Genomic DNA, 12,547 nt, shown 5'->3' with positions numbered 1-12,547 from the left:
GGATCAGTGACGGAAGTGGCGCATGCCGGTGAACAGCATGGCGATGTCGTGCTCGTTGGCGGCGTCGATCACCTCCTGGTCGCGCATCGAACCGCCGGGCTGGATCACCGCGGTGATGCCGGCCTCGGCGGCGGCGTCGATGCCGTCGCGGAACGGGAAGAAGGCGTCCGAAGCCATCACCGAGCCGGCCACCTGCAGGCCCTCGTCGGCGGCCTTGATGCCGGCGATGCGCGCGGAATACACCCGGCTCATCTGCCCGGCACCGACCCCGATGGTCTGTTCGTCGCGGGCGTAGACGATCGCGTTGGACTTTACGTACTTGCCCACCTGCCAGGCGAAGCAGAGGTCCTTCATTTCCTGTTCCGAGGGCGCGCGCGCGGTCACGGTCTTCAGCTCCACATCGGCCAGGCTGCCGCGATCGGCATCCTGTACCAGCAGCCCGCCGCCGATGCGCTTGTAGTCGAGGCCGGGACCGACACCCGCCGGCGGGATCTCCAGCACGCGAACATTCTTTTTGGTGGCCAGGGCGCGCAGTGCGCCCGGGGTGATCTCGGGGGCGATGACCACCTCGACGAACTGGCGGCTGACGATCGCGTGGGCGGTGTCGCCGTCCAGCGGCCGGTTGAAGGCGATGATGCCGCCGAAGGCCGAGGTCGGGTCGGTCTGGAAGGCGCGTTCGTAGCCCATCAGCTGGGTCGGGGCGACGGCCACGCCGCAGGGGTTGGCGTGCTTGACGATCACGCAGGCCCCGGCCTCGAACTGGCGCACGCATTCCCAGGCGGCATCGGCGTCGGCGAGGTTGTTGTAAGACAGTGCCTTGCCCTGGTGCTGGCGGTAGCTGGCCAGGGTGCCGGGTGCAGGCTGTGGATCACGATAGAACGCGGCGCGCTGGTGCGGATTTTCGCCATAGCGCAGGGTCTCGATGCGTTCGAAGGTGGCGTTCAGCTGTCCTGGGAAGGGGGCCATCTCCCCATCCTCGTCGAGGGCCGAGAGGTAGTTGCTGATTGCGGCATCGTAGCGCGCTACGTGATCGAAGGCCGCGACCGCCAGGCGGAAGCGCAGCGACTGCGGCACCTCGCCATGCTCGCCGATGGCCGCGGCGATCTCGCTGTACTGGTCGGGGCTGGTGGCCACGGCCACGTCGCGGTAGTTCTTGGCCGCGGCGCGCAGCATCGCCGGGCCGCCGATGTCGATGTTCTCGATGGCGTCTTCCAGGCTGCAGCCGGGGCGGGCCACGGTCGCCTCGAAGGGATAGAGGTTCACCACCAGCAGGTCGATCGGCGGGATGTCCTGCTCGGCCATCACCGCGGAGTCGATGTCGCGCCGGCCGAGCAGTCCGCCGTGGATGCGCGGGTGCAGGGTCTTGACTCGGCCATCCATGATCTCGGGGAAGCCCGTGTGCGCGGAAACCTCGATTACCGGAAGGTTGTTTTCGGCCAGCAGGCGGGCGGTCCCGCCGGTGGACAGAAGCGCCACGCCGCGTTCATGCAGGGCGCGGGCGAGCTCCACGACGCCGGTCTTCTCGGAGACCGACAAAAGGGCGCGCTGGATAGGGCGGCTGGGGGTCATGCGGGGCCTCGGGATCGCTGCAAAACGACCATTATATCGAACGCGCGGCCCGGATGGATCGGCATTCGGCGTCGCGAAGCCAGGGTCGCCAGACGGGCCCTCAGCTTGTAATTTTTGCGCAAAACCTTCAGGGTATAAAAACGATTTCGGACACAACGCCCGCGTTCAGACGCATCGCGCGGCGCCGTAAACGATCCCCGAGCCAGGCGGGATGGGCCCGCCAGACCACGGCTCGGCATCCGGGTACCGATTGCCCTCCGGATGTGCAGGAAGAACCGGCCAGGCCGGTGTCGGGTGCTGCGAACAACGCACCTGGCGCATTGATACCCGAACACCGGGCGGCACCCGCCTGGCTCGATCGGGCTGCTGGCGAGACCGCCGTGTGATGCGGAGGTCGCGGTTTACTGCGTTTGCGGGGTGTTGTGCCGACGGATCGGCCCAGAGGCCGGTCCAGTCACGCTTACAACAGCAGCAAAGCCAAGAGGAACCAGCATGGCAGCGAATATCAAGAATGATCAGGACTTCGGCGAGAAGCCGACCGAACGTCGCGATACCGAGAACTATCTCAACGAGTACACCACCGGCTTCGTCGACAAGTGGGATGACCTGATCGACTGGGACAACCGCGCCAAGAGCGAAGGCACCTTCTTCATCGAAGAACTGAAGAAGCGCGGCGCCAAGCGCGTGCTCGACGTCGCCGCCGGCACCGGCTTCCATTCCGTACAGTTGCGCGAAGCGGGCTTTGACGTGGTGACCGCCGACGGCGCCCCCGAGATGCTCGTCAAGGCCTTCGAGAACGGTCGCAAGCGGGGTCACATCCTGCGCACCGTGCAGGCCGACTGGCGCATGCTGAACCGCGATATCTACGGCCGCTACGACGCCGTCGTCTGCCTGGGCAACTCGTTTACCCACCTGTTCAATGAACACGACCGCCGCAAGGCCCTGGCCGAGTTCTACTCCGCCCTGAACCACGATGGCGTGCTGATCCTCGACCAGCGCAACTACGACACCATCATGGACCATGGTTACTCGTCCAAGCACACCTACTACTACTGCGGCGACAACGTCCAGGTGCAGCCGGCCCACGTTGACGAAGGCCTGGCGCGCTTCCAGTACAAGTTCCCGGATGGTTCCGAGTACTTCCTGAACATGTTCCCGCTGCGCAAGGCCTATGTCCGCCGCCTGATGCGCGAGGTCGGTTTCCAGAAGATCGAGACCTACGGGGATTTCCAGGAGACCTATCGCGAGAGTGATCCGGACTTCTTCATCCACGTGGCCGACAAGCGTTATATCGAGGGCGAGGAACGATGAGCGAGAACTACTCCGACGTAGTCGAAACCGCTCGCGACTACTACAACAGCGAGGACGCCGACACCTTCTACAAGATGGTGTGGGGCGGTGAAGACCTCCATATCGGGCTGTACGAGTACAAGGACGAGCCGATCGGCGACGCCAGCCGTCGCACGGTCGCGCACATGTCCGACCTCCTGGGCGAGCCGCAGCCGGAATGGCGCGTGCTCGACATGGGCGCCGGCTACGGCGGTGTCGCCCGCTACCTGGTGGAAAACTACGGTTGCGACGTTACCGCGCTGAACCTGTCCGAGAAGGAAAACGAGCGCGATCGCGAGATCAACAAGGCGCGCCACCTCGACGACAAGATCACCGTGGTCGATGGCTCCTTCGAGAAAGTCGACGAGCCGGACGAGTCCTATGATGTCGTGTGGTCCGAGGACTCCTTCCTGCACAGCCAGAACGAGGCAAAGAAAAAGGTGATCCAGGAGGCCGCGCGCGTCCTGAAGCCGGGTGGCTGGCTGATCTTCACCGATCCGATGCAGACCGACGATTGCCCGGATGGCGTGCTGGACCCGATTCTGGCCCGTATCCACCTGGATTCGCTGGCGAGCCCGGCGCTGTACCGCGAGGCGGCCAAGGCGGCCGGCCTGGAAGAGGTCAGCTTCGAGGAGCACTCCGGTCAGATCTCGACCCATTACGGTCGCGTGAAGCAGGAGCTCGAGTCCCGCGAGGACGAGTTGAAGAACTACATCTCGCAGGACTACATCGACCGCATGAAGCAGGGCCTGCAGCACTGGGTCGATGGCGGCAACTCGGGCTACCTGACCTGGGGCATCTTCCGCTTCCGCAAGCCGGCCCGCTAGGCCGCGCGCGAGGAGGCTGCTGGCCGCCGTCAGGCGGGCAGCAGCCTCCAGACCCCGTCCACGCGGCCTTCGAGCGGCTGGAACCGGGTCTTGTATTCCATCTTCGGCGCCTGGTCGATCCAGTAGCCGAGGTAGACATGGGGCAGACCCAGGCGGTGCGCATGCGCCACCTGGGTCAGGATTGCGAGGGTGCCCAGGCCGCGGCGCGGCTGATCCGGATCGAAGAAGCTGTACATCGCCGACAACCCCTGTGGGGTGCGATCGGTGACGGCCACCGCGACCAGCGTGTCGGCCTGGCGGAATTCGATCAGATCCACTGGGCCGTTGCGGTGGGCGAGCATTCCCGCGTATTCCTCGCGTCCCATCTGTTCCATGCCACCGCCCGTGTGACGGGCGGTCTGGTAGCGCGAGAACAGCGGCATGTGCTCGTCGAGATCGGCGGCGGGCGATGTTCCGGGCTGTTCCGGCGGCCGGCGGATCGTCACCGCGAGATCGCGATTGCGATCCAGGCAGCGGCGCTGGCTCCGGTTCGGGCGGAAGGCCGCAACCGGGATGCGTACGGGCACGCAGGCCGCGCACTCGGGGCAGTGATGCCGATAGATAAACTGACCGCTGCGGCGAAAGCCCTCGGCCAGTAGCTGGCCGAAGCGCGCGCCGCCCAGGCTGACCGCGGGGTCGACCAGCAAACTCTGCATCTCGCGGTCGTCCAGATAGGGGCAGGCCTGCGGGGCAGTAATGAACCAGCGGATCGGATGTTCCTGCATGGCGCTATCGTGACAGCTCTGCTCACGGGCGCAACCAGGCCGCATCCGGGGCTGCGACGCAATTTGAAAGAGCCTGCCACCAGGGTGGGCTCCACGCACGGGATGGAACCCCGGCGTGTACACTTATCCCATTCGAAACCAATGGTGTACGGCACATGACGGCAACACGAAACGATATCGAGAAAGCGCTGAAAGAGCGCATCCTGATCCTGGACGGCGGTATGGGTACCACCATCCAGCTGTACAAGCTGGACGAGGCCGATTACCGCGGCGAGCGCTTCAAGGACTGGAAGAGCGACCTCAAGGGCAACAACGATCTGCTGTCGCTGACCCGCCCGGATATCATCGAGCAGATCCACAACGACTATCTCGAGGCCGGTGCCGACATCATCGAGGCCAACACCTTCAACGGTACCCGCATCGCGATGGCGGACTACCACATGGAGGACCTGGTCCCCGAGCTGAACCGCGAATCGGCGAAGCTCGCGCGCAAGGCGGCCGACGCCTGGACCGAGAAGACCCCGGACAAGCCGCGCTACGTTGCTGGCATCCTCGGCCCGACCAACCGCACCGCGTCGATCTCCCCGGATGTGAATGACCCGGGTGCGCGTAACGTGGACTTCGACACCCTGGTCGCGTCCTACAAGGAGGCCGCCGAGGCCCTGGTCGAGGGGGGCGTCGATCTGCTGCTGATCGAGACGGTGTTCGACACCCTGAACGCCAAGGCCGCGATCTTCGCGGTGAAGACGCTGGAAGACGAGCTCGGGAAGGACCTCCCGATCATGATCTCCGGCACGATCACTGACGCCTCCGGCCGTACCCTGTCCGGCCAGACCACCGAGGCCTTCTGGAACTCCGTGCGTCACGCCAATCCGGTCTCGATCGGCCTGAACTGCGCGCTGGGTGCCAAGGAAATGCGCCAGTACGTGGAAGAGCTTTCGCGCATCGCCGATACCTTTGTCTCCGCGCACCCGAACGCCGGCCTGCCGAACGAGTTCGGCGACTATGACGAGAGCCCGGAGCAGATGGCCGCGGATGTCGGCCCGTGGGCCGAACAGGGCCTGCTGAACATCATCGGCGGCTGCTGTGGCACGCTGCCGGAGCACATTCGCGCCATGCGCGAGGCGGTCGAGAAGCACGCGCCGCGCAAGCTGCCGGAGATCGCCCCGGCCTGCCGCCTGTCGGGTCTCGAGCCGTGCAACATCACCGACGACTCGCTGTTCGTGAACGTCGGCGAGCGCACCAACGTGACCGGGTCGCGCAAGTTCCTGCGCCTGATCCAGAACGAGGAATTCGATGTCGCGCTGGAAGTCGCGCTGAACCAGGTCGAGGGCGGCGCCCAGATCATCGACATCAACATGGACGAGGGCATGCTGGAGTCGCAGGAGGCGATGGTCCGCTTCCTCAACCTCCTGGCCGGCGAGCCCGATATCGCCCGCGTCCCGGTGATGATCGACTCCTCCAAGTTCGAGATCATCGAGGCCGGTCTGAAGTGCGTGCAGGGCAAGCCGGTGGTCAACTCGATCTCCATGAAGGAGGGCGAGGAAAACTTCATCAAGCAGGCCCAGCTGTGCCGCCGCTATGGCGCCGCGATCGTGGTCATGGCCTTCGACGAGGACGGCCAGGCGGATAACGAGCAGCGTCGCGTCGAGATCTGCACCCGGGCCTACAAGCTGCTGACCGAGAAGGTTGGCTTCCCGGCCGAGGACATTATCTTCGACCCGAACATCTTCGCGGTTGCCACCGGCATCGAAGAGCACAACAACTACGGCGTGGACTTCATCGAGGCCACTCGCCGTATCAAGAACGACCTGCCGCACGCGCTGATCTCCGGTGGCGTGTCCAACGTATCGTTCTCCTTCCGCGGCAACGAGCCGGTGCGCGAGGCGATCCACGCCGTCTTCCTGTATCACGCCATCAAGGCGGGCATGGACATGGGTATCGTCAACGCCGGCCAGCTGGCGGTCTACGACGATATCGACGCGAAGCTGAAGGAAGCGGTCGAGGACGTGGTCCTGAACCGCCGCGACGACGCCACTGACCGTTTGCTCGAACTGTCCGAGGAGTACAAGGGCCAGGGCGGCGGCAAGAAGGAAGAGAACCTCGAGTGGCGCGAATGGGAAGTCTCCAAGCGTCTCGAGCACTCCCTGGTCAAGGGTATCGACACCTACGTGGTCGACGACACCGAAGAGGCACGCCAGGCGTATGACCGCCCGATCCAGGTGATCGAGGGTCCGTTGATGGACGGCATGAACGTGGTCGGCGACCTGTTCGGCGAGGGCAAGATGTTCCTGCCGCAGGTGGTCAAGTCCGCCCGCGTGATGAAGAAGGCCGTGGCCCACCTGATCCCGTACATCGAGGCCGAGAAGACCGGCACCGAAAACAACGGCACGATCCTGATGGCCACGGTGAAGGGCGACGTCCACGACATCGGCAAGAACATCGTGGGCGTGGTGCTGCAGTGCAACAACTTCGAGGTCATCGACATTGGCGTGATGCAGCCGGGGGCCTCGATCCTGAAGGCCGCCAAGGAACACAACGTCGACGTCATCGGCCTGTCCGGCCTGATTACCCCCTCGCTGGAGGAGATGGCCAACTTCGCCGCCGACCTCGAGCGTGAAGGCATGAAGACCCCGCTGATGATCGGCGGCGCGACGACCTCGCGCGCCCACACCGCGGTGAAGATCGAGCCGAACTATTCCGGTCCGGTGGTCTGGGTGAAGGACGCCTCGCGTGCCGTGGGCGTGGCCCAGAGCCTGATCAGCCCCGAGCTGCGCGAGAAGTACGCCGCGGACATCCGCGAGGAGTACGAGAAGCTGCGCGTGCAGAACGCCGGGCGCAAGAAGAAGGTCCAGTGGGTCACGCTCGACAAGGCGCGCGCCAACAAGCCGAAGATCGACTGGTCCGACTACACGCCGCCGAAGCCGAACGCGCTGGAGACCGACAACCTCCCGGGGCAGCCGAAGGTGTTGCACCCGCATGGCGATGGCTCCGTGCTCCTGCGCTTCGACGACTACGATCTGAACGAGGTCGCCAAGTTCATCGACTGGACGCCGTTCTTCCACTCCTGGCAGCTGCATGCCGCCTACCCGCGCATCCTGGACGACGAGAAGGTCGGCGAAGAGGCGCGCAAGCTGTTCAAGGATGGCAAGGACATGCTGAAGCGGATGATCGACGAGAAGTGGGTCACCCTGCGCGGCGTGGTCGGCTTCTTCCCGGCGAACACCGTTGATGACGACGACATCGAGGTGTACACCGACGACAGCCGCTCCAAGGTGCTGAAGAAGCTGCACCATCTGCGCCAGCAGACCGAGAAGCGTCGCGGCCAGCCGAGCCACTCCCTGGCGGATTTCGTGATGCCCAAGGAAGCGGGTGGTCCGGACTACATCGGCGCCTTCGCGGTCAGCGCCGGCGGTGATGTCGACGCCAAGGCCAAGGAATACGAAAAGGCCAACGACGATTATCACGCCATCCTCGTGAAGAGCCTGGCGGACCGTCTGGCCGAGGCCTTTGCCGAGTGCATGCACTACCATGTGCGTCGCGAATACTGGGGCTATGTCCCCGACGAGTCGCTGGAGAACGAGGACCTGATCGAGGAGAAGTACCAGGGTATTCGCCCGGCGCCCGGCTACCCGGCCTGCCCGGAGCACACCGAGAAGGGGGCCCTGTGGGAGCTGCTGCAGCCGGAAGAGCACGCCGACATGACTCTCACCGAGAGCTTCGCCATGCTGCCGGTCTCGGCCGTCTCCGGCTGGTACTTCGCCCATCCGGAGTCGCGCTACTTCGGGCTCGGCAAGGTCAACCGCGACCAGGTCGAGGACTACGCCAAGCGCAAGGGCATGTCGTTCGAGGAGGCCGAGCGTTGGCTCGCGCCAAACCTCGGCTACGACGACAGCGACGAGGCCAAGGCGGAAGCCAAGGCCGAGCGCGACGCCAGGACCGCGTAACTTCGCGATCCTGCCCCGGGCGGGCCGGCTGACCGGCCCTTACCCGGCAAACTGCGAGCCCCGCCCCGTGCGGGGCTCGCTTTGTTTGGGACGGCGCGCCAAACTGGATGGGTCCGTGCTGTGCGGACGCGTCCGTCCCCAACCGGAGTCTGCGCATGTCTGCCCGTGAACCTGCGATCGACGCCCGACCGGCGATGTTCCGCAATCACCCGGTCGGTTTCATACTCAGCCTGGTGCTGATCCCGGCCTTCGGCCTCGGCTTGCTGATCCTGTTGTGGTGGTACCTCCAGACGCGCTCGGTACGGTTGCGCATCGATGCCGATCAGGTGCATCTGGAGCGGGGTCTGTTGTCGAAGTCGCATGTGGACCTCGATATCGGCCAGATCCGCACGGTGAAGGTGGACCAGAGTTTCTTCGACCGCATCTTCCGTGTCGGCCAGATCGCGGTGTACACCACCGGGGACAACCCGGAATTCCGGGTTAGCGGCATCCCGGACCCCAACCGGGTGCGCGAGTACGTTCGGGAGCGCCGCGAGGCCGTGGCATGAGGCGCTCGGACCGCCGCGACAGCCGCCTGGCGCTGCGTATTCTGCTCGGTACCTCGACGCTCGTGGCCCTGCTCGTCGCCCTGCTGGTGCTGGCGGCAGCGGTGTCCCTGCCGGGGCTGTCGGACTGGGTCGCGCTCACCTTCGATGATGGTATGGGCCTGAAGAACGCGGCCCTGGTCGCGGCCATCGTCTCGGTGCTGGTGTCGATCGTGTTCGCCCTGGCCGCCGGCGAGGGTCTGATCGGGGAATTGCAGTTCATGATCCCCGGTTTCTTCCTGTTCTTTGTGTTCTTCTGGTTGATGCTGGCCTGGATCTTTTGATCCACGCTCGCTCCCCGTGCATCCTGCCCCTCTGTCTCAACCCCGGAGCCCCCAAGCGTGACCACTGACGCGGACAACGAGTCGAACCCCCAGCACCACCTGACCCTGCGTCCGACGCGGGTCGAGGACTACGAGGACATCCGCGAGATCATGGAGCGGGTCTATCACGACCTCGACGGTGCCTGGAGCGAGGCGCAGTTCCGGTCCCAGGTGATGCGCTTCCCCGAGGGCCAGATCTGTATCGAGGACAACGGCAAGGTGGTCGCCGCGGCCATCAGCCTGATCGTCGAATACAAGCGTTTCGGCGATCAGCACAATTACTGGCAGATCACCGGGAATGGCTTCCTGACCACCCACGACCCGGACGGCGACACGCTGTACGGCGTGGACATTTTCGTGCATCCGGACTATCGCGGGCTGCGTCTGGGTCGGCGCCTGTACGACGCGCGCAAGGAGTTGTGCGAGAAGCTGAACCTGCGGGCCATCGTCGCCGGTGGGCGTATCCCCGGCTACGAGCCGTACCGCGACGAGCTGACGCCGCAGCAGTACGTACGCCGGGTCAAGAACCACGAGATCATCGACCCGATCCTGACATTCCAGCTGGCGAACGACTTCCACGTCCGCAAGATCATCACCAACTACCTGCCGGACGACGAGAAGTCCGGGGCCTACGCGACCCTGATCGAGTGGCTGAACATCTACTACGAGGAGAAGGAAAAGCTGATCGGCGGCAGCCGTTCGGACGTGCGCATCGGCGTCGTCCAGTGGCAGATGCGCCCGACGGTGGACCTGGACTCCCTGTTCCAGCAGGTGGAGTATTTCGTCGATGCGGTTTCCGGCTATCGCTCGGACTGCGTGCTGTTCCCGGAATTCTTCAACGGCCCGTTGATGGGGGCCTTCAACCAGGACTACCCGGCCGAGGCCGTGCGCCGGCTGGCCGAGTATACCGAGGCGGTCCGCGAGGAGATGGTGCGCCTGGCGCTCGCCTACAACATCAACATCGTGGCCGGCTCGATGCCCGAGTACACGGATGATGTCCTGCGCAATGTCTCCTATCTGTGCCGTCGCGATGGCACCTGGGACCGCCAGTACAAGATCCACGTGACCCCGGACGAGGTGTCCTACTGGGGCCTGCAGGGCGGCGACGAGGTGCATGTCTTCGACACCGACTTCGGCAAGATCGGGATCCTGATCTGCTACGACGTGGAGTTCCCTGAACTGCCGCGGGTGATGGCCGATCACGGCCTGCAGATCCTGTTCGTGCCCTACTGGACCGACACCAAGAATGCCTATCTCCGGGTACGGCGTTGCGCCCAGGCCCGCGCGATCGAGAACGAGTGCTACGTGGTGATGTCCGGCTCGGTGGGCAACCTGCCCAAGGTCGAGAACATGGACATGCAGTACTCCCAGGCTGCGGTGTTCACCCCGTCCGACTTTGCCTTCCCGCACGACGCGGTGGCCGCGGAGGCCACCCCGAACACCGAGATGACCCTGATCGTGGATCTCGACCTCGACAACCTGAAGGAGCTGCGCAATCACGGTTCGGTGCGCAACCTGCGTGATCGTCGGCGCGACCTCTATTCGGTCAAGTGGAAGTCGAAGCCCGTGTAGCAAACACGGAGCGGTGTTCGCGCATGACGCTCCGCGGGCCGATCGCCCGGAGCGAGAAAGTGTGAACCGGTTCCGGTTGCCCCGGCGACCCCACTGGCATCCGGACGCGGGGGCCCGTAGTCTTGCGGCTCTAGGGATGCTCGGCCACTGGGAATCCAGCGTGGTCGACGGCCGTGCCGCTGTCAGGCGGGCGGATGTCAGTCAGGGGGAAGCATGAGCGATCAGATACCGGACCCAAAACGCGCCGCGATCCTCGTGGTGGATGACTCCAAGGTCATCCGGGTTGCGTTGCAACGTATTCTGCAGGGTCAGAACACCGTCTACGAGGCGGCCGACGGCGAACAGGCCCTGGAGCTGCTGCAGCAGTATCCCGATATCGGGCTGGTGCTGACCGATCTCTCGATGCCGGGCATCGACGGCCAGGATCTCCTGCTGCGTATTCGTGATGGCGTCGATGACCTCCCCACGGACCTTCCGGTGGTGATCGTGACCGGTCAGGAGAGCGACGAGGCGGCCAGCGACGAATGGCGTTCACTGGGGGCCAACGCCGTCCTGATGAAGCCGTTTGTTCCCACCCGCGTGCGCGAGGTCGTGGCCGAACTCCTGCCACCGCCGCCGGTCCCCGAGCCGCCCCCCTCCGGAGCGGCCTCCGACTCCGCCGAGAACCAGGCGCTGCGCGACGAGGTCGAGCGCCTGCGCCGCGAGTTGATGCTGCGGCAGCAATCCTCCAATGAGCGCGAGGCACAGAAAGAGCTGGAGCGTCTGCGCAACGCCCTGGGCGAGGCCCGCGACGAGTCCACGGCGGCGTTCCAGCGCGCGGAAGAGCGGGATCGCGAAATCGAGGCCCTGCAGGGTCGTCTGGAGGAGGCGGAGACGGCGCTGGCCGAGGCGCGGGCGCGGGACGAAGAGGTCGCGGCAGCAGCCGAACAGGCCGCGGCCCGCGAGGAGGAGCTTGCGGCCTTGCGTGTGCGTGTGGAAGAACTCGAGGCTGAGGGCGCCCCGGAGTCGACCGAGCCCGACCGCGAGACCGAACAACTGCGTAGCCGGGTGCGCGAGCTCGAGAGCGAGAATGTCCGTCTGGACCACGAGCTCGTCGACCTGGAGCGCCAGCGCGAGGAGGAGCAGACGGAGCTGAAGGTGGCGCGGGGCGAGGCCGAACGCCTGCGCCGCGAGCGCAACCAGCAGTGCGAGCGCGCCGCGGCGGCCGAGAAGGCCCAGGCCGAGGCCGAGCAGCGCTGTACGGATAGCCAGGATTCGGCTTCGGATCTGGGTGACCGCCTGGTGGCCCGCGAGCAGGAGCTGGCGGAGGCCCAGCAGCGCAACCAGGACCTGCGTGGCCGCATCCGTGATCTGGAACATGCCCTGACCGGCCACAGCACCACCGCTGCGGCGGAGCCGGCGAGCGAGCCGAGTCGGGGCGAACCGGTCAAGGCGGAGCCGGAGGACAGCCTGCGAGCGTCCCTGTTCGATGCGCAACACGCGCGACCCGCGCGCCTGGGGCGTCGCCGCTGGTTCCGGCTGGCGTTTGTCGGGGTGCTGGCGGTGATCGTGGTCCTGGGGGTGGCGATCTACCTGCGCGGGATCTGAGGCGCCGCGTGAAAGGGGCGGGCACCTGGCAGTGCCCGCCGTTCA

9 protein-coding genes are annotated in these 12,547 nt (G+C 65.4%); 7 read left to right on the top strand and 2 right to left on the bottom strand.

The window, feature by feature from the left end:
- Positions 1-3: 3 nt before the first annotated feature.
- Entirely contained in the window at positions 4-1,569 is a 1,566-nt protein-coding gene (gene purH, locus F792_RS0108540) for a bifunctional phosphoribosylaminoimidazolecarboxamide formyltransferase/IMP cyclohydrolase (RefSeq protein WP_018169218.1), read from the bottom strand.
- Positions 1,570-2,061: 492 nt separating this feature from the next.
- Between purH and F792_RS0108535 the strand changes: the two genes are divergently transcribed.
- Both F792_RS0108535 and F792_RS0108530 read left to right on the top strand, forming a co-directional pair.
- On the top strand, positions 2,062-2,880 hold the full coding sequence (locus F792_RS0108535) for a class I SAM-dependent methyltransferase (protein ID WP_018169217.1): 819 nt from the start codon (positions 2,062-2,064) through the stop codon (positions 2,878-2,880).
- Complete coding sequence (locus F792_RS0108530; RefSeq protein WP_018169216.1) at positions 2,877-3,725, top strand: methyltransferase domain-containing protein; 849 nt, start codon at positions 2,877-2,879, stop codon at positions 3,723-3,725. Before F792_RS0108535 ends, F792_RS0108530 begins: the two co-directional genes overlap by 4 nt.
- Before the next feature lie 29 nt (positions 3,726-3,754).
- Here the strand turns inward: F792_RS0108530 and F792_RS0108525 are convergent, their stop codons facing one another.
- Positions 3,755-4,489: an arginyltransferase gene (locus F792_RS0108525; RefSeq protein ID WP_018169215.1), complete on the bottom strand. Its 735-nt coding sequence runs from the start codon at positions 4,487-4,489 to the stop codon at positions 3,755-3,757.
- Between the two features lie 155 nt (positions 4,490-4,644).
- On the opposite strand from F792_RS0108525, the gene metH reads away from it, so the two are divergent.
- From metH to F792_RS0108500, 5 genes are all read left to right on the top strand, one after another.
- On the top strand, positions 4,645-8,436 hold the full coding sequence (gene metH / locus F792_RS0108520) for a methionine synthase (RefSeq protein WP_018169214.1): 3,792 nt from the start codon (positions 4,645-4,647) through the stop codon (positions 8,434-8,436).
- Positions 8,437-8,591: 155 nt separating this feature from the next.
- Positions 8,592-8,984 carry a PH domain-containing protein gene (locus F792_RS0108515; RefSeq protein ID WP_018169213.1) on the top strand — a complete coding sequence of 131 codons (393 nt, stop codon included), beginning with the start codon at positions 8,592-8,594 and terminating at the stop codon, positions 8,982-8,984.
- Positions 8,981-9,304, top strand: coding sequence for a hypothetical protein (locus tag F792_RS0108510; RefSeq protein WP_018169212.1), 324 nt, complete (start codon positions 8,981-8,983; stop codon positions 9,302-9,304). Before F792_RS0108515 ends, F792_RS0108510 begins: the two co-directional genes overlap by 4 nt.
- Before the next feature lie 57 nt (positions 9,305-9,361).
- Positions 9,362-10,915: a bifunctional GNAT family N-acetyltransferase/carbon-nitrogen hydrolase family protein gene (locus tag F792_RS0108505; RefSeq protein WP_018169211.1), complete on the top strand. Its 1,554-nt coding sequence runs from the start codon at positions 9,362-9,364 to the stop codon at positions 10,913-10,915.
- Between the two features lie 213 nt (positions 10,916-11,128).
- The gene (locus tag F792_RS0108500) at positions 11,129-12,502 is read left to right on the top strand and encodes a response regulator (protein WP_018169210.1); all 1,374 of its coding nucleotides are present in this window, start codon (positions 11,129-11,131) and stop codon (positions 12,500-12,502) included.
- Positions 12,503-12,547: the final 45 nt, after the last annotated feature.

Origin of the sequence: Thioalkalivibrio sp. ALMg9 (genome assembly GCF_000380625.1) — a bacterium.
Lineage (GTDB): Bacteria > Pseudomonadota > Gammaproteobacteria > Ectothiorhodospirales > Ectothiorhodospiraceae > Thioalkalivibrio > Thioalkalivibrio versutus.
Note: the sequence above shows the minus strand (reverse complement) of the source record. Positions and strands in the feature narration are given on the sequence as shown.